The 21,624-nt window shown below is 70.5% G+C and carries 16 protein-coding genes; 6 read left to right on the top strand and 10 right to left on the bottom strand.

All coding sequences use genetic code 11. From position 1 onward, the window contains the following. Positions 1–132 precede the first annotated feature (132 nt). Positions 133–1,326: an MFS transporter gene (locus COGEMETH_RS17105; protein ID WP_238183809.1), complete on the bottom strand. Its 1,194-nt coding sequence runs from the start codon at positions 1,324–1,326 to the stop codon at positions 133–135. A gap of 106 nt (positions 1,327–1,432) precedes the next feature. On the opposite strand from COGEMETH_RS17105, the gene COGEMETH_RS17110 reads away from it, so the two are divergent. Beyond that, positions 1,433–2,200 carry a helix-turn-helix domain-containing protein gene (locus tag COGEMETH_RS17110; protein ID WP_238183810.1) on the top strand — a complete coding sequence of 256 codons (768 nt, stop codon included), beginning with the start codon at positions 1,433–1,435 and terminating at the stop codon, positions 2,198–2,200. 95 nt (positions 2,201–2,295) lie between these two features. After that, positions 2,296–2,961: a hypothetical protein gene (locus COGEMETH_RS17115; RefSeq protein ID WP_238183811.1), complete on the top strand. Its 666-nt coding sequence runs from the start codon at positions 2,296–2,298 to the stop codon at positions 2,959–2,961. An 88-nt stretch (positions 2,962–3,049) separates the two neighbouring features. Here COGEMETH_RS17115 and ggt read toward each other — a convergent pair whose 3' ends face one another. After that, complete coding sequence (gene ggt, locus COGEMETH_RS17120) at positions 3,050–4,828, bottom strand: gamma-glutamyltransferase (RefSeq protein WP_238183812.1); 1,779 nt, start codon at positions 4,826–4,828, stop codon at positions 3,050–3,052. Positions 4,829–4,965: 137 nt separating this feature from the next. Between ggt and COGEMETH_RS17125 the strand changes: the two genes are divergently transcribed. Beyond that, positions 4,966–6,555, top strand: a complete 1,590-nt coding sequence (locus COGEMETH_RS17125; protein WP_238183813.1) for a gamma-glutamyltransferase family protein — start codon at positions 4,966–4,968, stop codon at positions 6,553–6,555. Here the strand turns inward: COGEMETH_RS17125 and tkt are convergent. The 8 genes from tkt to COGEMETH_RS17165 form a co-directional block, all read right to left on the bottom strand. Beyond that, positions 6,549–8,561 carry a transketolase gene (tkt, locus tag COGEMETH_RS17130; protein ID WP_238183814.1) on the bottom strand — a complete coding sequence of 671 codons (2,013 nt, stop codon included), beginning with the start codon at positions 8,559–8,561 and terminating at the stop codon, positions 6,549–6,551. The two genes, COGEMETH_RS17125 and tkt, sit on opposite strands and share 7 nt — an antisense overlap. A gap of 105 nt (positions 8,562–8,666) precedes the next feature. Further along, the gene (locus tag COGEMETH_RS17135; protein ID WP_238183815.1) at positions 8,667–10,547 is read right to left on the bottom strand and encodes a TRAP transporter large permease; all 1,881 of its coding nucleotides are present in this window, start codon (positions 10,545–10,547) and stop codon (positions 8,667–8,669) included. A 10-nt stretch (positions 10,548–10,557) separates the two neighbouring features. Next, on the bottom strand, positions 10,558–11,574 hold the full coding sequence (locus tag COGEMETH_RS17140) for a TRAP transporter substrate-binding protein (protein WP_238183816.1): 1,017 nt from the start codon (positions 11,572–11,574) through the stop codon (positions 10,558–10,560). 176 nt (positions 11,575–11,750) lie between these two features. Beyond that, positions 11,751–12,644 (bottom strand): NAD(P)-dependent oxidoreductase, encoded by an 894-nt coding sequence (locus COGEMETH_RS17145; RefSeq protein ID WP_238183817.1) that lies wholly within the window; start codon positions 12,642–12,644, stop codon positions 11,751–11,753. Beyond that, complete coding sequence (locus tag COGEMETH_RS17150) at positions 12,635–13,657, bottom strand: transketolase family protein (protein ID WP_238183818.1); 1,023 nt, start codon at positions 13,655–13,657, stop codon at positions 12,635–12,637. Before COGEMETH_RS17150 ends, COGEMETH_RS17145 begins: the two co-directional genes overlap by 10 nt. Next, a complete protein-coding gene (locus COGEMETH_RS17155; protein WP_238183819.1) occupies positions 13,654–14,514 on the bottom strand; it encodes a transketolase in 861 nt (286 codons plus the stop codon). Before COGEMETH_RS17155 ends, COGEMETH_RS17150 begins: the two co-directional genes overlap by 4 nt. A 20-nt stretch (positions 14,515–14,534) precedes the next feature. After that, positions 14,535–15,284 (bottom strand): SDR family NAD(P)-dependent oxidoreductase, encoded by a 750-nt coding sequence (locus COGEMETH_RS17160; protein WP_238183820.1) that lies wholly within the window; start codon positions 15,282–15,284, stop codon positions 14,535–14,537. Between the two features lie 259 nt (positions 15,285–15,543). Beyond that, complete coding sequence (locus COGEMETH_RS17165; protein ID WP_238183821.1) at positions 15,544–16,440, bottom strand: LysR substrate-binding domain-containing protein; 897 nt, start codon at positions 16,438–16,440, stop codon at positions 15,544–15,546. Between the two features lie 1,298 nt (positions 16,441–17,738). Here COGEMETH_RS17165 and COGEMETH_RS17170 point away from each other — a divergent pair. Genes COGEMETH_RS17170 through COGEMETH_RS17180 form a run of 3 tightly spaced genes read left to right on the top strand, consistent with a single transcriptional unit; the run spans position 17,739 to position 21,603 of the window. Then, complete coding sequence (locus COGEMETH_RS17170; protein ID WP_238183822.1) at positions 17,739–18,758, top strand: TRAP transporter substrate-binding protein; 1,020 nt, start codon at positions 17,739–17,741, stop codon at positions 18,756–18,758. Positions 18,759–18,802: 44 nt separating this feature from the next. Beyond that, the gene (locus COGEMETH_RS17175) at positions 18,803–19,972 is read left to right on the top strand and encodes an acetyl-CoA acetyltransferase (protein WP_238183823.1); all 1,170 of its coding nucleotides are present in this window, start codon (positions 18,803–18,805) and stop codon (positions 19,970–19,972) included. A 53-nt stretch (positions 19,973–20,025) separates the two neighbouring features. Continuing rightward, positions 20,026–21,603 carry an acyl-CoA synthetase gene (locus COGEMETH_RS17180; protein ID WP_238183840.1) on the top strand — a complete coding sequence of 526 codons (1,578 nt, stop codon included), beginning with the start codon at positions 20,026–20,028 and terminating at the stop codon, positions 21,601–21,603. Positions 21,604–21,624 lie beyond the last annotated feature (21 nt).

The following is a 21,624-nucleotide window of genomic DNA, read 5'->3' on the forward strand; positions in this document are numbered from 1 at the left end:
CAGCGGGCCTCGAAGGAGCCCTCCAGAAGCCACGGCGATCCCTGGAGCCCTCCTTCGAGGCGGCTGCCGCCGCACCTCAGGATGCGGGGATGGGTGGGAGTAGCCGGGATTTCATCCGCGGTACGGCATAGATCACTCCGCCGGGGCCAGAGCGCGCACGTCCCCCCGCGCCAGGCCGAAAAAGGCGAGCGCCGCGAGCCAGATCACGAGGCCGAACACGGCCGCCGTCCCGAGGACGAGCCCGAAGCCGCCCCGCTCGTGCAGGAGCGCGATCATCGGCACCACGAAGCCGCTGACCGTGAAGCCCAGGAAGTAGCGCACACTGTAGGCCTTGGCCCTGTGGTCGGCCGGGACGTAGCGGGCCACCATGGCGTCGTTGATGACCACCTGCCCGTAGAGGGCCGCGATGGTGAGCACGAGCCCCAACAGCATCGGGATGCCGGAGGTGACGGCCGCGAGGCCGAGGCCGATGGGCTGCAGCGCGGCCAGCGTCACGAACAGCGTCGGCAGGCTGTAGCGGTCGATCAGGCGCCCCATGGCCAACTGCATCAGGGCGCCGAAGACGAACACGGCGCTGGCCAGCGATCCGATCAGGGCCAGGGGCAGGCCGTCGCCGAGCCGTTCGTCGATCACCTTCGGCATGGCGATGGTGGTGACGTTGAAGGTCATGCCCCCGGCCACCACCGCGATGGCGAACACCACGAGCAGGGGCACCGGGCGCGAGACCGCGATGAGCGGCGCGAGCCCGGCCTTGCGGGCGCCTCCGTCGCCGTCGCCGGGCACGAGGGCGAGGAAGGCCGCCCCGCAGGCGAGGCAGACGAGGCCGGGCAGCACGAAGGCCGCCCGCCAGCCCAGGCTCGCCGCGACCAGCGCTGTGATGCCGGAGGCGGTGGCGGCGCCGAAATTGCCCCACACCCCGTTCACGCCGAGGTCGCGCCCGAGGCGGCGGGCATGGGTGACGAGCATGGTCGAGCCGACCGGATGGTAGATCGCCGAGGCGACGCCGAGCACGCAGAGCCAGATTGCGAAGGCGACGGGGCTCGCAGCACTCGCGACCCCGAGGCACGAGAGACCGTAACCGAGGAAGAACACCGCCAGCATGGTGCGCCGCCCGAACCGGTCGGCGAGCCAGCCCATGGGCAGCGAGCACAGGCCGAAGGCGACGAAGGCGCCGGTGGCGAGCCCGATGAGTTCGCCGTAGCCGAGGCCCGTCTGCGCCGCGATGGCGATCACCGCGGTCGGGTAGATCAGCAGCACGAAGTGGTCGAGGGCGTGCGCGACGTTCACGAAGCGCAGGGTGCGGCGGGACAGGGTGTCGGCATCCATCGGACGGGCCTCTCTCCGTTCGCGCCGATCCCTACATGACCCGCTGGACGGCGTCGGGCCGAAAGCCTACGCGATCGGGCCAAACACGACGGGGTGGATCGCGCCCATGCGCTCGGACCGGGCCGAGGATTACCAGGACGTCCCGCGCAGCGTCGCGGTGATGCCCAAGGCGTTCGCGGCCGAGAGCCGGACCGGGCGCCACAGCCATCCCCGCGCGCAGCTCCTCTACGCCACGATGGGGCTGATGACGGCCGAGGCCGAGGACGGCACCTGGGTCGTGCCGGAGGGCCACGCCCTCTGGATACCGCCGCGCCTGCCGCACGCCGTCGTCATGCACGGGGCCGTCTCGATGTGCTCCGCCTACCTCGCCGCCGAGGCGGTCGCCGGCTTCCCGGCGCGCGCGCGGGTGATCCAGGTCTCGCCCCTGCTGGCGGCGGTGATCGCGGCGCTGACGCGGGAGCCGGTCCTCTACGCGGTCGACGGGCGCGGCGGGCATCTGGCCGCCCTGGTGCTCGACGAGATTGGGCGGGCGCCGGAGACGCCCCTGACCCTGCCCCTGCCGCGCGATGCCCGGCTGCGGCGCGTCTGCCTCGGCCTGATCGCCGACCCGGCCTCGCCCTTCGACCTCGACGCCTGGGCGCTGCGCGCAGGCGCCAGCCGGCGCACCCTGACGCGGGGGTTCCGCCAGGAGACGGGCCTGAGCTTCGGGGACTGGCGGACGCGGGCGCGGGTGGTGCGGGCGCTGGCGCTCACGGCGGACGGGCGGCCGATGCGCGAGGTCGCGGCCGCGGTCGGCTACCGCAGCCCCCAGGCCCTGCGCCTCCGGATGGACCGGCTGCTCGCCGGGGCGGGACAGGGACCGGATAAGGGTTAGTGGCCCAAGTCCGACGGTTGGTCCCGTCGGCTATCAACCCTTAACAGCCGCTGTGGTTGTTCTCGGCGCCGTCCTATGCTGATGGGCTCACTATGATGGACCTCCCACAGCTGCGTCGTCTTCTGCTGCTCGGCAGCGGCCTGCTCATCGCGGTCTATCTTGGTCTCGCATTTGGCACAGCGCCGTCCCGGGACAGAGTTCAGGTCATCCTGCCGTTTTGGGTCCATCATCTCCCGACTGCGGGCTTCATCCTGTTCCTGCTCTCCCAATTGGCTGCGGTTGCCACCAGACGAGGATGGCGGCGGCTCACACCCTTGCTGAGCCTTGGGCTCGCGTTTCCTCTGTTCGTCGTGGTCATAGGCTTCGTGCAGGTGGCTACAGTGCGTTCGGAAATCGACCGCGTCAGTCTTCCGAGTGGCCGGGTTGTCATGATGACCATCGGGCCTGGAATAACGGATACAATCTTCGGTCTTTGGGAGAAGGCGGGTTGGTGGTGTTGGCAGACCCCTTTCGAGGCGGCCTCTGACATCACATATTCGGAGGACCATTCCTTCACGAGCAACCCCCGCCTCGTAGTCACTGCTGACGGTCGGTATCTGCTTATTCGGCGAGGCGGTATCTGGACGGATTGCTGGGCGATCGTGACTGGCCTGAACTCGTGCCTGCCAGGGGAGCAGAACAGCCCTGATAAGCGAGAAGATTGGATCGACCGCTCCGAGCGCATCGCAGGCATCGTTGGGGCTGATCCGTCCTCACCCTGACGATCATCCGGTTCGCTTTGTCGTTCAACGACCGCTTGCCACCTATCATTGACGGTCGCGGCAGGTACCAAGTATCGGATTTCCACCCCTACTCGCCGACCGCGGCGCCTGCGGGACGGCGGTTGTCGTTGGCCCCGTAGAGCAGGTCCGGCCGCATCCGGGTGGTGCGCGAGGCGTCATTGCCGGAATCCCCCGGCCCGGGGGCGGGCGGGGCGGCACCGCGCACCGCGATCAGTTCGTCGGCCCCCCACGGCGTCTGCTCGACCAGGGTGTGGCCCATGCCGCGCAGGATCGCCTTGGTGTCCGCCGAGAGGGCGAAGGGCTCGGCGTAGACGGTGTCCGGCAGCCACTGGTGGTGGATGCGGGGGGCGTCGACCGCTTCCTGCGGCTCCATGCCGTGGTCGAGCATGTTCATGATCGTCTGCGCGTTGATGGTGATGATGCGCGAGCCGCCGGGCGAGCCCGTGACCATGACCACGCGCCCGTCCCGCAGCACCACGGTCGGGGCCATCGAGGACAGGGGGCGCTTGCCGGGCGCGATGGCGTTGGCCGTGCCCTGCACCAGGCCGAACAGGTTCGGCACGCCGGGCTTGACCGTGAAGTCGTCCATCTCGTTGTTGAGCAGGAAGCCCGTGTCCCCCGCGATCACCCCGGCGCCGAAGAAGCCGTTGATCGTGTAGGTGAGGGAGACCGCGTTGCCGGCCTTGTCCATCACCGAGAGGTGGGTGGTCTCCGGCTTTTCGCGCGGCGGGATGCCGAGGCTCTCAGCATTCGGCCGAATCTCCGCGGAGGGTGTGGCCCTGTCGGGCCGGATCGCGGCACGCAGGGTCTCGGCGTAGGCCGGCGAGAGCAGGCGCGCGACCGGGTTGTCAACGAAGGCCGGGTCCCCGAGGAAGGTGTTGCGGTCGGCATAGGCGCGCCGCATCGCCTCGACCATCAGGTGGATTGTGGCGGCCGAATTGAAGCCTGAGGCCCGCAGGTCGTAACCGCCGAGCACGGTCAGGATCTGACAGAGCGTCGTCCCGCCCGACGAGGGCGGGGGCGCCGACAGGATGGTCGCGCCGCGGTAGCTGCAGGTCACGGGCTCGGAATCCGTGACCGTGTAGGCGGCAAAGTCGGCCGCCGTCATGAGGCCGCCGCCGGCCTTCGAGGCCGCCTCCACCTTGCGCGGGATCTCGCCCCTGTAGAACGCGTCCGAGCCGCCGTCCGCGATCGCCTGGAGGGTGCGGGCGAGGTCCGCCTGGACCAGCCGGTCGCCGGGCCGGTAGGGGCTGCCGTCCGGCCGCAGGAAGATGCCCGCGACGTTGCCCTCCCTGGCAAACAGCTTGGTGCCCGCCTCCAGGATGTCGGTGTCGCCGCGGGTGAGGACGAAGCCGTCGCGGGCGAGCGCGACCGCCGGTTGCAGGACGCGCGCGAGCGGCAGCGTGCCGTATTTCGCCAGCGCCGTGTTGAGGCCGAGCACCGTGCCGGGGATGCCGGCCGCCTTCCAGCCCCGCAGGCTTGCGTCCTTGATCGGGTTGCCGGCGGCGTCGAGGTACATGTCCCGGCTGGCGGCGGCGGGCGCCGTCTCGCGGAAGTTGATGAAGCGGCTGCGCCCGTCGGCCGTGTGCAGCACCATGAAGCCGCCGCCGCCGATGTTGCCGCAGCAGGGGTTGGTCACGGCCTCGGCGTAGGCCACCGCCACCGCCGCGTCGACGGCGTTGCCGCCGGCCCTCAGGATGTCCGCGCCGATCTGCGAGGCGAGACGCTGGGAGGAGACCACCATCCCGTTTTCCGCCTCGACCGCCGGGCCGGAGGCGGCCCGCGCATCGGGGGCGAGGAGCGCGAGCACCGCCGCAAACAGGAGCCTGCTTGACCGCTTCGCCATGGGCCTATCCCTTCCGCGTCGTCTCGGGTTCCGGCACGATGCCTAGCACAGCCGCCGAGGCTGGCCAGCCGGTTGCCCGCGTGGACCGGGCCGGTAATCATGCCGGCCAACCGCGCCGATGGGGAAGGACCCGACCCGTGAGGAACTTCGAGAAGCCCGGACGCTCCCCGGTCTACGCCGCGCAGGCCGCGGTCGCGACCTCGCATCCCCTGGCCACGCTCACCGCGATCGAGACCCTGCGCGGGGGCGGCAACGCGGTGGATGCGGGCATCGCCGCCTTGGCGGTGCAATGCGTGGTCGATCCGCTGATGACCGGCATCGGCGGCGACTGCTTCGCCCTCTACGTGCCCAAGGGCGCCTCGGTGCCGGTGGCCCTGAACGGCTCGGGCCGCAGCCCGGCTGCGGCCACCGACGCGTGGTACCTCGAGAACGGGGTCGCGATCACCCCGACCTCGCCCCATGCCGTGACCGTGCCCGGTGCGATCGCGGCCTGGGACAGGCTGGTCGCGGACCACGGCAGCCGGTCGCTGGGAGACCTGCTCCAGCCGGCGATCCGCTACGCGGAAGAGGGCTTTCCGGTGCAGCCGCGGGTCGCCTGGGACTGGGCCCGCAGCGTCGAGCGGATCGGGTGGGACCCGGCGGCGGCGGCGACCTACCTGCCCGGCGGCCGGGCGCCGGAAGCGGGCCAGCGCATCCGCCACGAACGGCTCGGAGCCACCCTCCGGCGCATCGCGGCACAAGGCCCGCGCGGGTTCTACGAGGGACCGGTGGCGGCCGACATCGTCGCGCGCCTGCGGGAACTCGGCGGCCTGCATACCCTGGAGGACTTCGCGCAGGCCGCCCCCGAGATCGTGACGCCGATCGCGACGCGCTACCGCGGCTACGACGTGTACGAGTGCCCGCCCGCCGGCCAGGGCCTGGCCGCGCTGATGATGCTCAACGTGCTCGAACCCCACGACGTGGCGGGCCTGTCCGACCTCGACCGGGTGCATCTGTTCGCCGAGGCCTGCAAGCAGGCCTACCACCACCGCGACGCCCTGTTCGCCGATCCGGGCCTCCACGACGTGCCCGTGGCGCACCTGCTGTCGGATGCCTGGCGGGCTTCCGCGCACGGGGCCATCGACATGGCGCGTGCCCGCGAGCCGGTGATCTACCCCGAGATCGCGCGGGAGGCCGCGCACCGGGACACGGTCTACCTCAGCGTGGTCGACCGGGACGGCAACGCGCTCTCGCTGATCAACTCCCTGTTCCAGGGCTTCGGCACCGGCATCATGGCGCCGGAGAGCGGGGTGCTGCTGCACAACCGCGGCCTCTCCTTCCGGATCGAGCCGGGCCATCCCAACACCATCGCCCCGCGCAAGCGCCCGATGCACACCATCATCCCCGGCATGCTGATGCGGGACGGGCGGGCGGTCGCGCCCTTCGGCGTGATGGGCGGCCACTACCAGGCGATGGGCCACGTGGAACTGCTCACCGGCCTGCTCGACCGGGGCCTCGACGTGCAGGAGGCCCTGGATGCCCCGCGCAGCTTCGCCTATGGCGGCGAGGTCGAGATGGAGGGCGGGTTCACCGAGGCCGTGATCCAGGGGATGGCCGCGCGCGGCCACCGCACCGTGCGGGCGCCGCTTCCCATCGGCGGCGGGCAGGTCATCTGGATCGACCACGCCGCCGGCACCCTGGCGGCGGGGTCCGACCCGCGCAAGGACGGCAGCGCGCTGGGTTATTGAGTGCCCGGCTGCCCGCGAAGGCGGGCCAGCGCGGCGTCCGCCACGGCCTCGGCGGTGATGCCGAAATGCTTGAATAGCTCCTCGGCGGGTCCCGAGGCGCCGAAGCCCGTCATGCCGACGAACCCGCCGTCCTCGCCGATCCAGCGGTCCCAGCCCTGGCGGATGGCCGCCTCCACCGCGACGCGGATGCTGCCGGGCGGGATGGTGGCGCGGCGGTACTCCGCATCCTGCGCCTCGAAGGCCTCCCAGGAGGGCATCGAGACCACGGCGGTCGGGTAGCCTTCGGCCTGGAGGCGGTCGCGGGCGGCGAGCGCCAGGGCGACCTCGGAGCCGGTGCCGATCAGGGTGATCGCCCGCGCCCCGCCCTCGGCCTCCGCCAGGACGTAGGCGCCGCGGGCGCTCCGGTTCTCGCCGTCAGCGTCGCGCCGCAGGGCCGGCAGGGGCTGGCGCGAGCAGATCAGCGAGGTCGGCCCGTGGCGGTTGGCCAGCGCCATCTCCCAGCACTCGACGGCCTCCACCGCATCGGCCGGGCGCAGCACCAGCATGTTGGGGATGGCGCGCAGCGAGGCGAGGTACTCGACCGGCTGGTGGGTCGGGCCGTTGCGGCCGATGCCGATAGAATCGTGGCTGTAGACCGTGATCACCGGCAGATCCATCAGCGCCGCCATGCGCAAGGAGGGGCGCATGTAGTCGGAGAAGACGAGGTAGGTCGCCCCCACCGGCGCCAGCCCGCGATGGGCGGCCATGCCGTTCATCATCGAGCCCATGGCGTGCTCGCGGATGCCGTAATGCAGGTAGCGCCCGCTCCGGTCCGTCGCGGTGAAGGCCGCCAAGTCCTGCTTGTGGCGGGTCGGTCCTTCGAGGTCCGGGGCGCCGCTGAACAGTTCGGGGATCGCGCGGACGAGGTCGGCCAGGATCTCGGCCGAGACCTCGATCGTGGCCCGGGCCTCGCCGGCCCCGGCGAGCCGCTCCCGGATCGGGCGCAGGGCGGCACGCCAATCCTCGGGGAGGCGGGCCTGCATCACGCGCTCGAACTCGGCGCGGGCCTCCGGCGGCAGGGCGGCGAGGCGGTCGCTCCAGGATTCGTAGGCCGCACGATTGCGCTCCGTGGTTCCCGCGCGCCACGCGGCGGCCACGTCGTCGGGCACGGTGAAGGCAGGGTCCGTCCAGCCGCGGGCCTCCCGCGCCTCGGCGAGGTCGGCGGGAAAGACGCGCCCGCCATGGGCCCCGCGCTTGCCCTCGAGGCGGGGCAGGCCGCGCCCGATCACCGTGGCGCAGGCGATCAGGGTCGGGCGCGGATCGCCCTCGGCTCGCGCGAGGGCGGCCGAGACCGCCTCCACGTCGTGCCCGTCCGCGTCGAGCACCTGCCAGTCGGCGGCGCGAAAGCGCGCACGCACGTCCTCGGAGATCGAGAGGTCGGTGCCGCCGTCGTCGGTGATGCGGTTGTCGTCCCAGAGGAAGACGAGCTTGCCCAGCCGCAGGTGGCCGGCGAGCGAGATCACCTCGTGGGCGATGCCCTCCATCAGGCAGCCGTCGCCGACGAGCGCGTAGGTGCGGTGGTCCACCAGCTCCGGCCCGAACTGGGCGGCGAGCCTGGCCTCGGCCACCGCCATGCCCACGGCGTTGGCGATGCCCTGCCCCAGCGGCCCGGTGGTCGCCTCGATGCCGAGATGGGCCGCGATCTCCGGGTGGCCGTGGGTGTGCGAGCCGAGCTCGCGGAAGCGCCGGATCTGCTCCATCGGCATGCCCACGTAGCCCGCCAGATGCAGGACGGAATAGAGCAGCATCGAGCCGTGGCCGTTCGAGAGCACGAAGCGGTCGCGGTCGGCCCATTCGGGATCGGCCGGGTTGCACTTGAGGTGGCGGGTGAACAGGGCGGTGGCGATCTCGGCGCAGCCGAGCGGCGCGCCGGGATGGCCGTCGCCGGCCCGCTCGATGGCGTCCAGCGACAGGAAGCGGATCGCGTCGGCCATGCGCGCGACGGGTGCGGTCTCGGGTGCAGGCATGGGGCATCGCTCCGGCGGCAAGGCTGCGGGATGGGTTTCGGATCGCGAAGGGGCGTGGGGCGGGAGCGGGCGGGGTCGTCCCCGCCCGCTCCCGCGCGGCTGTCCTCAGAGGAAGCCGATGGAGAACCACGGCACGAGGACGATGACGGCCAGTCCGACGAGCAGGGCGACGATGTAGCCGACGATGGGCCGCATCCCGGCATCCGGATGGATGCGGCTGATGGCGCAGGCGGCGTAGTACCCGACCCCGAAGGGCGGGGCGAACAGGCCGACGCCCATGGCGAGGATCACCACCATGGCATAGTGCACCTCGTGCACGCCCACGGACCGCGCGATGGGGAACAGCAGCGGCCCGAACAGCACGATGGCCGGGATGCCCTCCAGCACCGAGCCCAGGATGATGAAGGCCACCGCCGAGACCACGAGGAAGCCGAGCGGCCCCCCGGGCAGGCTCTTCATGGTGACTGCCAGGGTCTGCGAGAAGCCGGACTGGGTCAGCGCCCAGGCCATGCCGGTGGCCGCCCCGATGATGAGCAGGATGGCGCCCGACAGCGTCGCCGTCGTCACCAGCATCGGGTAGACCCGGCGCCAGTCGAACTGCCGGTAGATCAGCAGGCCGGCGAGCACCGCGTAGACGATGCCGATGGTCGAGACCTCGGTGGCGGTGGCGACACCCTCCACCACCGCGGCCCGGATCACGAAGGGGAGCGCCAGGGCCGGCAGGGCGATGACGAGGGTGCGCCCGATGATCCGGCCGGAGGGCCGGGGCACGTGGCTCAGGTCCTCGGAGCGGTAGCGCCACCAGACGAGCGCGCAGAGGGTGACGGCCAGCACCAGGCCCGGCATCAGGCCGCCGGTGAACAGCGCCGTGATCGAGACGCCGGTCACCGAACCGATGGTGATCAGCACGATCGAGGGCGGGATGGTCTCGGTCTGCGCACCCGTCGCGGCGAGCAGGGCCACGAGGTCGCCCTCCTTGGCGCCGCGTGCCTTCATCTCCGGGAACAGCACGGGTGCGACGGCCGCCATGTCGGCGGCCTTCGAGCCGGAGATGCCGGAGACGAGGTACATCGCACCCACCAGCACGTAGTGCAGGCCGCCGCGCACGTGCCCCAGCAGGCTCGCCAGGAAGCCGACCATCGCTTTGGCCATGCCCGTCATCTCGATCAGCAGGCCGAGGAAGACGAAGAGCGGCACGGCGAGCAGGATGAGGTGGCTCATGCCCTCGTCCATGCGCCCGACGACGACCATCGACGGGGCGTTGGTGGTCAGCGTCACGTAGGCGAAGGTGGCGAGCCCGAAGGCGAAGGCGATCGGCACGCCGGAGAAGACCAGGGCGCCGACGCCGAGGACGAAGAACAGCAGCAGGTTGACGTTGCCCAGGCCCATCAGCACCGGCTGGAGCAGCACGAGCCCGCCGGCGATGGCGCCGCCGAGCGCCAGGGCCGTGACGGTCAGGCGCCAGTCTGCGGTCTCCAGGAGGCGCAGCACGGCGATGGCCAGCATCAGGCCGAAGCCCACGGGCAGCGCCGCGGCCCGCCAGGCGTTGTTGAGTTCGAGCGCGGGCGTCTGGACGAACATCTCTTCGCTGGCGAATTCGTAGGCCGGGTGCAGCACCAGGGCCACGAAGATCAGCCCGGCCACGAGCGCCACCGTCTCGAGGAAGGCGCGCAGGCGCGGGCGGGCCATGGCGACGAGCGCCGTCATGCGCATGTGGTCGGAGCGGCGGAAGGCCACCGTCGCGCCGAGCATGGCCAGCCACAGGAACAGGATCGAGGCCAGCTCGTCCGACCAGACGATCGGCTGGTGGAAGACGTAGCGGCTGACCACGCCCATCAGCAGGACGACCATCTCGAGGGCGACCAGGAGCGCGGCGGGAATCTCGATCAGGTGGCCGAGCGCCGTGTCGAGGGTCTTCAGCGGGGAGCGGGCGCGCAGGGGCGGCCCGTCGAGGGGGGTCGCGGCGTCGGCGATATCCACATGCATGGCCCTGGCCTCACGCGAGCTTGCCGGAAACGGCTTCGAGGTGGGCCCAGGCGGCGTCGCCGTACTTGGCCTTCCAGTCCTTGTAGAAGCTGGTCTTGCCCAGGGCCTCGCGGAACGCCTCGCGCTCCACGTCGATGAACTTGATGCCCTTCTCGGAGAGCGTCGTGCGCAGGCTCGTGCTCAGCTTGACGATGTCGCCGCGCTGGTCGTCGGCCGAGCGGTCGAGCTCCCGCGAGACGATCGTGCGCAGGTCCTCGGGCAGGCGCTGCCAGGCGCGCTTGTTGCCGAGGATCCAGTAGCCGTCCCAGACGTGGCCGGTCATGCTGCAGGACTTCTGCACCTCGTAGAGGCGGGTCGTGGCGGTGATCGCCAGGGGGTTCTCCTGGCCTTCCACCACCTTGGTCTGGAGGGCGGAATAGAGTTCGTTGAAGTTGATCGGCGCCGCGCCCGCATCCAGCGCCTTGAACAGCGAGGTCAGCATCGGCGCTGGGGGCACGCGGATCTTGAAGCCCTTCAGGTCGTCCGGCGTGCGGATCTCCCGCGTCGAGGAGGTGATCTGCCGGAAGCCGTTGTCCCAGACCTTGGAGACGGTCATGATCGGGGTCTTGGCGATCTCGGCCCGCACGTACTCACCGACTCCGCCGTCCATCGCCTTCCAGACCGCGTCGTAATCCTTGAAGGCAAAGCCCGTGTTGGGCAGGCTGGCTGCCGACACGAAGGTCGCCAGGATCGAGGTGGCGAGGTTGAAGAACTCGACGCTGCCGTTGCGGACCTGCGCCAGCAGGTCGGTGTCCGAGCCGAGCTGGTTGGCCGGGAACAGCTTGATCTCCAGGCGCCCGCCGCTGGCCTCGCGGATGCGGTCCAGGGCCTCCTGCGCCCGGGTGTTGACCGGGTGGGTCGGATCCTGGCCGGTGGCGAGCTTGTAGGTGAACTCGGCCGCCGACGCGCGCCGGGTGATGATACTGAAGACGGGCACGGCGGCCGCGCCGGCGATGAGGCTGCGGCGGTTGAAGGTCGTATCGCGCATGGTTCCACTCCCTGATCGTTCGGATAAGCGATCCGACCCGTGCCGTTTTCGGCATCTCGTGGATCGGACCCTGTCTTCGTTCTCGTCGCCGCGCCAGCCGAGGCCGGCTCCGGATTTACAATGGTGCGCCCGTGTCAGCAGATCGGGAATCGCCGCGGCCGTGAGGTCGCCCGCGTCTATCCACCGTTGAGGGCCCGGTAGGAGCCGATCACCTGGCTGTCGTCGGCCGCGCCGTCGCCGCGGCCGGAGGCCGAGAGGAAGAGCTGGTGGGCGAGCGCGGCCAGCGGCAGGGCCGCCTTGGCGCCGCGCCCGGCCTCCAGCACGATGCCGAGGTCCTTGACGAAGATGTCCACGGCGCTGGTGACGGTGGGTTCGTCCTCCAGCATCCGGGGGCCGCGGTCGCGCAGCATCCAGCTCGACGCCGAGGAGCCCGAGAGGATCTCCAGCACCACGGCGAGGTCGACGCCGACGCGCTCGGCGAGCGCCATCGCCTCCGCCGCGGCGGCGATGTGGACGCCGCAAAGAAGCTGGTTGACCGCCTTGACCGTCGCCCCCTGGCCGGGCTCGGTGCCGACGTGGAAGATCTTGTCGCCCAGTGCATCCAGCACCGGGCGCACCGCGGCCAGGGTCTCGGCAGGCGCCGCCGCCATGATGCTGAGGGTGGCGGCCGTCGCGCCGACGACCCCGCCGGAGACCGGGGCGTCCACGAAGCGGCGCTCCGCCCGCGCCACGCGTCCGGCCAGGGCGGAGACGGCGTTGGGCGGGCAGGTCGCCATCAGGATCACGACCGCACCGGGTGCGGTCGCGGCAAGGGCCTCTTGGGCGAACAGCACGTCCTCGGCCTGGGCCGCGTTGACGACCATGAGCAGGATCGCGTCGGCGCCGGAGGCCGCCTCGGCCAGGGTCTCGGCCCGCTCGCCGCCGATGGCGGCGATGGCCGCCCGGCTCTCGGCCCGCAGGTCGTAGCCGCGCACGGGAAAGCCGGCCCCGACGAGGTGGCGGGCCATCGGCAGCCCCATCGATCCGAGGCCGACGAAGGCGACCCTCGCCTTGCGATCCGTCACAGCCATCCGCGGATGCTCCGGGTCATGGCCTCGGTCGAGATGCCGTAGCGGTCGTGCAGGGTCGGGAGCGCGCCGGCGTCGAGGAATTCGTCGGGCAGGCCGACCTGACGGAAGCCGCGGTCGGGCATCACGCCCGCGCGCATCAGCACCCCCGCCACCGCCTCGCCGAGGCCGCCGATCACCGTGTGGTTCTCGGCCACCACCACGAGGCGCCCGCCGCGGCCGGCCTCGTGCAGGATCGTCGCCTCGTCCAGCGGCTTGATGGTGGGCACGTGCAGCACCGCCACGTCGACGTTGTCGTCGGCCAGGGCCTGGGCGACTTCCAGCGCCCGCATGGTCATGAGGCCCGACGAGATCACGAGCACGTCGCGCCCGTCGCGGATCGTCTTGGCCTTGCCCAGCTCGAACGTGTAGCCGTACTCGTCCAGCACCAGCGGGACGTTGCCGCGCAGGAGCCGCAGGTAGACGGGTCCCTGATGGGCCGCCATGGCGGGCACGACCTGCTCGATCTCGTGCGCGTCGCAGGGGTCGATGATGGTCAGGTTCGGCATGCCTCGGAAGATCGCGACGTCCTCGGTGGCCTGGTGGCTCGGGCCGTAGCCGGTGGTGAGGCCGGGCAGCGCGCAGGCGATCTTGACGTTGAGGTTCTCCTCCGCGATCGCCATGCAGATGAAGTCGTAGGCGCGTCTCGCCGCGAACACCGCGTAGGTGGTGGCGAAGGGCATGAAGCCCTCCCGCGCCATCCCGGCCGCCGCGCTCATCAAGAGCTGCTCGGCCATGCCCATCTGGTAGAACCGGTCCGGATGGGCCTGGGCGAAGATGTGCAGGTCCGTGTACTTGGAGAGGTCCGCCGAGAGACCGACGATCTCGGGGCGGTTCTCGGCCAGCGCCGCCAGGGCGTGGCCGAACGGGGCGGCCTTGGTGCGCTGGCCGGGGGCGGCCAGCGAGGCGATCATCGCCGAGGTCTTGAGGCCCGCGCCTTCGCGCCTGGCCGGCCTCTCGTATTTCGAGCGCCTCATCGCGTCCTCCCCTCGTCCAGCACCTTCAAGGCTTCGCGCCACTCCGCCGGCTCCACGCGCAGGAAGTGGTTGCGCTCGCGCGCTTCCAGGAACGGCACGCCCTTGGCCATCTTCGTGTCGCAGATGACGATGCGGGGGTGCCGGCCTTCGTGGTTGCGGGCGGCGTCGAAGGCCGCGGCCACCGCCTCGATGTCGTTGCCGTCCACGCGCTGGACGAACCAGTTGAAGGCCTCGAACTTCGGCGCCAAGGGCTCGAAGTTCAGGACGCCCAGCGAGGGGCCGTCCGCCTGCATGCCGTTCACGTCGACGATGCCGATCAGGTTGTCGAGCCCTTGCGAGCCCGCCGACATGGCCGCCTCCCAGGTCGAGCCCTCGTCGAGTTCGCCATCCGAGAACAGGTTGTAGACGAAGCTCTTGGAGCCCTTGCGCTTGAGGCTCATCGCCATGCCAACGGCGATGCCCAGCCCGTGGCCCAGCGACCCGCCGGTGATCTCCATGCCCGGCGTGTAGGCCGCCATGCCCGACATCGGCAGGCGGCTGTCGTCGCCGCCATAGGTGTCGAGTTCGTCCTCGGGCAGGATCTCCGCCTCGATCAGCGCCGCGTAGAGGGCGATGGCGTAATGCCCGATCGAGAGCAGGAAGCGGTCGCGGCCCTCCCATTCGGGGTCCTCGGGCCGGTAGGTCATGGCGTGGAAATAGGCCACCGCCAGCACGTCGCTGATGCCGAGCGCCTGGGCGATGTAGCCCTGCCCCTGCACCTCGCCCATCAGCAGGGCGTGGCGGCGGATGCGGTAGGCCCGCTCCGCGAGCGGGACGTTGGAACGCTCCCGCGGGCGCAGATCCTGGTCGGTCTGCATGGTGTCGTCCTCCCGTGGGCTCAGTGGATCAGCATGCCGCCGTTCACGTCGATCACCGCGCCGGTGATGTACGAGGACAGGTCGGAGGCCAGGAACAGGCAGGCGTTGGCCACGTCGTCGGCCACGCCCAGGCGCGCCAGCGGGATGCCCTTGGCGATCTCGACCTTCAGCTCCGGGGTGAGCTTGCCGCCGGTGATGTCGGTCTGGATCAGGCCCGGCGTGACCGAGTTCACGCGGACGCCGTCGGGCCCGAGTTCGCGGGCCATCGCCTTCGACAGGCCGAGGACGCCGCCCTTGGCCGCGCTGTAGTGGGGACCGCCGAAGATGCCGCCGCCGCGCTGGGCCGAGACCGAGGACATGCAGACGATGGCGCCGCTCTGCTGGGCGCGCATCTGCGGGATCACGGCCTGGCTCATGTAGAGGGTGCCGCGCAGGTTCACGTCGGTGACGGCGTCGTAGTTGGCCGCCTCGATCTCCATGATCTTGAGGGGCTGGGTGATGCCGGCGTTGTTGATCAGCACGTCGATCCGGCCGAGGCGGGCGATCACCTCGTCGGCCGCGGCCTTGCAGGCCGCCTTGTCGGTGACGTTGCAGGCGAGCCCGAGATGGCCGTGTCCGATGTCGGCAGCGGCGGCCTCGGCCTGGCCCGCGTCGAGGTCGAGGATCACGACCCGGCCGCCGTGATGGGCGAACAGCTTCGCCGTCGCCTTGCCGATGCCGCGTGCCGAGGCCGCACCCGTGATGAGGCAGACCTTGTCCTTGAGAAGCATGTGTCCCTCCCTCCGGATCGGGTCCGTTCCCGCGATCCGTACGATGCCTGGGATGGGAGGCGTGGCGGGAGACCGGGCCCGCATGGGGGGCCCCGGCTCATGCCCGTCCGATACATCGGGGGCCGGTTCGGCCGCCCGGATGCCCGGTCGTTTCCTCTCATCTTTCGTTGCCCGGAGAGTGCGGGCACCCGGCTCGAAGCGCAAACGCGAATTTTACACGGGCAGGTGAATGCCGCTCATCTTCGCCGGCGTGCGCGGATCAGAGGATGTCGGCGCTCGACTCGATGCGCATCTCCCGCGCGAGCCAGTGGGCGAAGGTGCGCAGCGGCGCCCGGCGCCGGGCGGCGGCGGGAAACACGAGGTGATGGCCGTTGTAGAGCACGTCCTCCGCCCGGCCGGCGAGCGGCGCCACGAGGCGCCCGCTCGCCAGTTCGCGCTCGGCCAGCAAGGTGGATTCCAGGGCGACGCCGAGCCCGTCGGCCGCCGCCGCTATCGCCAGGAAACTCCGGTCGAAGCGGATTCCGGCCGGGGGCGGCGCCCGCAGGTCGTTGCGCTCGAACCAGAGGGGCCAGCGCACGAGCTTGTTGTCGCTCTGGATCAGCATGTGGGCGAAGAGGTCGGCGGGCTCGCGGATGCGCGCGGCCCGCTCCGGATCGCAGAGCGGCGTCACCCGCTCCTCGCCCAGGGCCATGCGGAACAGCCCTTCGCCGCGCGGCGGCCCGTAGACGATGTCGGCGTCGAATTCGTCGGTGAGGAAGCGGGCGTAGTCCATGCCCGCCGCGAGCCGGACCTCGAGGCCCGGATGCTCGGCGAGGAAGCGGGCGAGCCGCGGCGTCAGCCATTGCGCGGCAAAGCTCGGGGCGCAGTGCAGGCGCAGCAGTTGCGGCCCCCGGCTGGTGACGAGGTCGAGGCCGCGGTTGAGCTCCTCGAAGGCGCGGCCGACATGGTCGAGGAGCGCCTCGCCGGCCGGCGTCAGGGCGACGCCGTGGCCGTCGCGCTCGAACAGGGCGACGCCCAGCGCCTGCTCCATCTTGCGGATGGCGTGGCTCACGGCGCTCGCCGTGAGGTTCAACTCGTCTGCTGCCGACTTGAACGAACGCCGCCGCGCGGCGGCCTCGAAGGTCCTGACCGCGGAGAGGGGAACGGGCGGGCGCATGGGCGGCAGGATGGGCCGGGCCGGCCACACCTGGCAACCGGCCCATCCTACAGCCCGTCCCCGATGTCCGGAGTCACGCGGCCCCGGGCGGCGCAACCGCCCCTCGATTCGACATCCGACATGGCTCGACCGAGTGCGCGCGATGCGACCTTGCCCGCGCAGACGGCCTGCGTGTTGCTCGACCGCGGACCACGCCTGCGTGATCGTCTCCGACAGCGCGATATCGGCTCAATGATTATCGAATATTCATGCATTATCCCTGGGTAATTTGACTATGGTTATATAATTTAATTCTGTAATTTACAAAAAACAGTCGCCCGTCGTAGAATTTTCAGATCGAGGCAGGCCCGCGGCCGCATCTGATGAATTTCCTGCCCTGATCGTCTCAGCCTATAAAATTGGCATTTTCCGCGCGGCCGTCGCACGCGCGAACGACGAAACGCATCCTGCGAGGCCTGATATGCCGTGCGAAAATGCACCTTGATTAACAATAGTTCATATGTGCATCAGGATTAGGCGAACTCGGTTCAGCGTCTACCATGCATGACTTCACGCATGGAGCATGGAATGAGATTTACAAATACAGTCGTTTTCTCTGCGTTCGTCTTGAGCTTTCTCCCGAGCGTATCGATGGCACAATCGGCGCGATGGAATGCTCTCGAACAGCCCCGGACCTTCCGCGCCCAGGAGCAGAGCGTCGACCTGCGCCGGACCGATCGACGCGATCCGACCGGTATCCTGCGCGGGCAAGGCGTCAGCAGCCTGTATGGCGGGATGGGGAACATGGGTGGCGGGTCGGGGCGAAGCGCCAACACCGGCATCGGCCTGGGCGGCATCGGGGCCTCTCAGGGCGCCCGAAACTAAGCGCCTCCAAACACCCCCGATCACCGGGACGTCTCCTTGCGCCTAGAACGGCGCAGGGGGAGTCTCGTCGGCGGCATCACGCCGCCTCGCCTTGGCCAGCCACCGCGAGGCTGGCCCGCACTTCGACGCGACACGGGTCTGGCAACCCAGCGACCGTTCTTCGTGGTCCATCGCGGATGCCGCCGATCTGAAGCGGGGCCACGTGGAGCCATATCGGCCTGTTCCCCCGTCCGACAGAGGCCGGATTGCCTCTCACCCGGTGCCGACCGCTTCGTTGGATGTCGGACTGAGTCACGACCTGCGGCCGGCCCGCGTTGACAGCCTCCGGCGGATCGCATTCTGATGAAGGGACAAGACTTGGGATCCGCAGAACGGGTCTTCGACACCGAGGAAACGGGGAGCCCGTCCGGGCTCGCCCCAGGAAGCACGCCACCATGTCTCTGTCCCGCCGCCGCATGCTCGCAGCCGGTTCGACCGCCGTATTGGGAGGCCTGATCGGGGCGCCGCACGTCGCCCGCGCCCAGAAGGCCGAGTTCGTCTACAAATACGCCAACAACCTGCCCGACACCCACCCGATGAACATCCGCGCCCGCGAGATGTCCGCGGCGCTGAAGGCGGAGACGAACGGGCGCTTCGAATTGCAGGTGTTCCCCTCCAGCCAGCTCGGCTCGGACACCGACACCTTGAGCCAGATCCGCTCGGGCGGCGTCGAGTTCTTCACGATCTCCCCGCTGATCCTCTCGACCCTGGTGCCGGCCGCCTCGATCAACGGCATCGGCTACGCCTTCCCGGACTACGACGCCGTGTGGAAGGCGATGGACGGCGACCTCGGCGCCTACGTGCGCGGGCAGATCGCCAAGGCCAACCTCGTCGCCATGGATAAGATCTGGGACAACGGCTACCGCCAGACCACCTCCTCGGTGAAGCCGATCGCCAGCCCGGAGGACCTGCGCGGCTTCAAGATCCGCGTGCCCCCCTCGCCCCTCTGGACCTCGATGTTCAAGGCGTTCGACGCCGCGCCCACCTCGATCAACTTCAACGAGACCTACTCGTCCCTCCAGACGAAGATCGTCGAGGGGCAGGAGAACCCGCTGGCCGTCATCGCCACGGCGAAGTTCAACGAGGTGCAGAAATACTGCTCCATGACCAACCACATGTGGGACGGCTACTGGTTCCTGGCTAACCGCCGCGCCTGGGAGCGCCTGCCCGCGGACCTGCGCACGGTCGTCGCCCGGCACATCGACGCCGCAGGCATGAAGGAGCGCGAGGACGTGGCCAAGCTCAACGCCACCCTCCAGGGCGAGTTGTCCGGCAAGGGCCTGACCTTCAACAAGCCCGACCCGGAGCCCTTCCGGGAGAAGCTGCGCAAGGCCGGCTTCTACGCGGAGTGGAAGGGCCGCTACGGCGAGGAAGCCTGGGCCATCCTGGAGAAGACCTGCGGGAAGCTGTCCTGACGGCGTAGGACCCCACCCGACGCCCGAGACGAAGAGAATCCGAGATGACGCGCGCCTGCATCGTGGGCTGGGCCCACACCCCCTTCGGCAAGCTGGAGGACCCGGACGTCGAGAGCCTGATCGCACGGGTCTCGGGCGAGGCCCTGGCCCATGCAGGCCTCGGGGCGGACCGGGTCGACGGCATCTATGTCGGGGTGATGAACAACGGCTTCTCGAAGCAGGGCTTCGAGGCGGCGCAGGTGGCCCTCCACATGCCGGATCTCGCCCACGTCCCGGCGACGCACCTGGAGAACGCCTGCGCCACCGGTTCGGCGGCCCTCTACGCGGCGCTGGACTTCGTGGACAGCGGCCGGGGCCGGGTCGCCCTGGTGGTGGGCGCCGAGAAGATGACGGCCAAGACCGTGCCCGAGACCAGCGACATCCTGCTCGGCGCCTCCTACCGCAAGGAGGAGGACGAGATCGAAGGCGGCTTTGCCGGCGTGTTCGGGCGGATCGCGGCGGGCTACTTCCAGCGCTACGGCGACCGCAGCGAGGACCTGGCCCGGATCGCGGCCAAGAACCACCGCAACGGCGTGGCCAACCCCTATGCCCAGATGCGCCGGGACTTCGGCTTCGACTTCTGCAACCGCGTCTCCGACAAGAACCCCTACGTCGCCGCCCCCCTGCGCCGCACCGACTGCTCCCTGATCTCGGATGGCGCCGCCGCCCTGGTCGTGGCCGACGCGGAGACCGCCGAGGGGCTGGAGCGCGCGATCGGCTTCCGGGCCCGCCAGCACGTCAACGACATCCTGCCCCTGTCGCGCCGCGACCCCACCGCCTTCCAGGGGGCGCGGCTCGCCTGGGAGAAGGCCCGCGCTGAGGCCGGCCTGACGCTTGCCGACCTCGACCTCGTCGAGACCCACGACTGCTTCACCATCGCCGAGCTGATCGAGTACGAGGCCATGGGGCTCGCCGCCCCCGGCGAGGGGTATCGCGTGGTGCGCGAGGGCCTGGCCGAGAAGGGCGGGCGCCTGCCGATCAACCCGTCGGGCGGCCTCAAGTCCAAGGGGCATCCGGTGGGCGCCACCGGCGTGTCCATGCACGTCATGGCCTGCCTGCAGCTGATGAACGAGGCCGGCGAGATGCAGGTGGCGGACGCCAACCTCGCGGGCGTGTTCAACATGGGCGGCGCGGCGGTGGCCAACTACGTCTCGATCCTGGAGCGGCGCAGGTGAGCGCGGGCGGGCCGCCCCCGAAGGGCGGCGTCAGTCCTTGCACGCGGCGGGTGATGAACCTCGCCCACTTCCTGCGCCGGTCCGCGCGCCGGCACGGGGAGGCGGTCGGCCTCGCCTGGGGCGAGCGGACCTGGTCCTGGGCCGAGACCGACGCCCGCGTCGACGCCATGGCCGCGGCGCTCGCCGAGCGCGGCGTGACCAAGGGCGACCGGGTGCTGGTGCAGGCCAGGAACTGCAACCAGCTCTTCGAGTCGATGTTCGTCTGCTTCCGCCTCGGGGCCGTGTGGGTGCCGACGAACTTCCGCCAGACGCCCGACGAGGTCGCCTATCTCGGGCGTGCCAGCGGCGCCACGGCGATGATCTGCCAGGCCGACTTCCCCGGGCACGAGGCGGCGGTGCGGGCGGCGGCCCCCGACCTGCGCCTCGTCGTCTCCATCGGCCCCTCGAAGTTCGGGCCCGGTTACGATGCCCTCGTCGCAGCCCATTCGGGGCAGGCGGCGCCGACGGCGGGGGTCGCGCACGACGACCCGTGCTGGTTCTTCTTCACCTCCGGCACGACCGGGCGCCCGAAGGCGGCGGTGCTGACGCACGGCCAGATGGCCTTCGTCGTCACCAACCACCTCTGCGACCTGATGCCGGGCACGACGGAGGCCGACGCCTCCCTGGTGGTGGCGCCCCTCTCGCACGGGGCCGGCATCCACCAGCTCGTGCAGGTCGCGGCCGGCGCCAAGACCGTCCTGATGGGCGGCGACCGGTTCGACGCCGACGAGGCCTGGGCCCTGGTGGCGCGCTGGCGCATCACCAACCTGTTCACGGTGCCCACCATCGTGAAGATGCTGACCGAGCACGACGCGGTGGACCGGCACGACCATTCCTGCCTCCGCCACGTGATCTACGCGGGCGCGCCGATGTACCGGGCGGACCAGAAGCACGCGCTCGCCAAGCTCGGCCCGGTACTGGTGCAGTATTTCGGCCTCGGCGAGGTCACCGGCAACATCACGGTGCTGCCCCCACGCCTGCACGCATTGGAAGACGGGCCGGGGGCGCGGGTCGGCACCTGCGGCCATGAGCGCACCGGCATGCAGGTCCAGATCCAGGACAACGATGGCCGCGAACTGGCGCCGGGCGAGACCGGCGAGATCTGCGTCTGCGGCCCGGCGGTGTTTGCCGGCTACTACGACAACCCGGAGGCCAACGCGCAGGCGTTTCGCGATGGGTGGTTCAGGACGGGCGACCTCGGCCACCACGACGCGGAGGGCTTCCTGTTCATCACCGGCCGCGCCTCGGACATGTACATCTCCGGCGGCTCGAACGTGTATCCGCGCGAGACCGAGGAGAAGATGCTGGAGCATCCGGCCATCGCCGAGGTGGCGATCCTGGGCGTGCCGGACCGGACCTGGGGCGAGGTCGGCGTCGCGGTCTGCGTCCTGCGCTCGGGGGCCGCCCTGGACGAGGACACATTGCTGGCCTGGCTGGCGCCCAAGGTCTCCCGCTACAAGCTGCCGAAGCGGGTCTTCGTCTGGGACGGGCTGCCGAAATCCGGCTACGGCAAGATCACCAAGAAGGCCGTGCGGGCCGAACTCGAAGCCCGCGGCTGCCTGCCCCTCGACCGGCCGGACGACGCGGCCTGACTCCACCGAAGGGCGCGTTTC

This window comes from Methylobacterium trifolii (assembly GCF_022179685.1).
Taxonomy (GTDB): Bacteria; Pseudomonadota; Alphaproteobacteria; order Rhizobiales; family Beijerinckiaceae; genus Methylobacterium; species Methylobacterium trifolii.

What these genes read in the sequence shown, in the direction of transcription:
- COGEMETH_RS17105 (WP_238183809.1), bottom strand. Translation starts at nt 1,326, where the DNA reads ATGGATGCCGACACCCTGTCCCGCCGCACCCTGCGCTTCGTGAACGTC.
- COGEMETH_RS17110 (WP_238183810.1), top strand. Translation starts at nt 1,433, where the DNA reads ATGCGCTCGGACCGGGCCGAGGATTACCAGGACGTCCCGCGCAGCGTC.
- COGEMETH_RS17115 (WP_238183811.1), top strand. Translation starts at nt 2,296, where the DNA reads ATGGACCTCCCACAGCTGCGTCGTCTTCTGCTGCTCGGCAGCGGCCTG.
- ggt (WP_238183812.1), bottom strand. Translation starts at nt 4,828, where the DNA reads ATGGCGAAGCGGTCAAGCAGGCTCCTGTTTGCGGCGGTGCTCGCGCTC.
- tkt (WP_238183814.1), bottom strand. Translation starts at nt 8,561, where the DNA reads ATGCCTGCACCCGAGACCGCACCCGTCGCGCGCATGGCCGACGCGATC.
- COGEMETH_RS17135 (WP_238183815.1), bottom strand. Translation starts at nt 10,547, where the DNA reads ATGCATGTGGATATCGCCGACGCCGCGACCCCCCTCGACGGGCCGCCC.
- COGEMETH_RS17140 (WP_238183816.1), bottom strand. Translation starts at nt 11,574, where the DNA reads ATGCGCGATACGACCTTCAACCGCCGCAGCCTCATCGCCGGCGCGGCC.
- COGEMETH_RS17145 (WP_238183817.1), bottom strand. Translation starts at nt 12,644, where the DNA reads ATGGCTGTGACGGATCGCAAGGCGAGGGTCGCCTTCGTCGGCCTCGGA.
- COGEMETH_RS17150 (WP_238183818.1), bottom strand. Translation starts at nt 13,657, where the DNA reads ATGAGGCGCTCGAAATACGAGAGGCCGGCCAGGCGCGAAGGCGCGGGC.
- COGEMETH_RS17155 (WP_238183819.1), bottom strand. Translation starts at nt 14,514, where the DNA reads ATGCAGACCGACCAGGATCTGCGCCCGCGGGAGCGTTCCAACGTCCCG.
- COGEMETH_RS17160 (WP_238183820.1), bottom strand. Translation starts at nt 15,284, where the DNA reads ATGCTTCTCAAGGACAAGGTCTGCCTCATCACGGGTGCGGCCTCGGCA.
- COGEMETH_RS17165 (WP_238183821.1), bottom strand. Translation starts at nt 16,440, where the DNA reads ATGCGCCCGCCCGTTCCCCTCTCCGCGGTCAGGACCTTCGAGGCCGCC.
- COGEMETH_RS17170 (WP_238183822.1), top strand. Translation starts at nt 17,739, where the DNA reads ATGTCTCTGTCCCGCCGCCGCATGCTCGCAGCCGGTTCGACCGCCGTA.
- COGEMETH_RS17175 (WP_238183823.1), top strand. Translation starts at nt 18,803, where the DNA reads ATGACGCGCGCCTGCATCGTGGGCTGGGCCCACACCCCCTTCGGCAAG.
- COGEMETH_RS17180 (WP_238183840.1), top strand. Translation starts at nt 20,026, where the DNA reads ATGAACCTCGCCCACTTCCTGCGCCGGTCCGCGCGCCGGCACGGGGAG.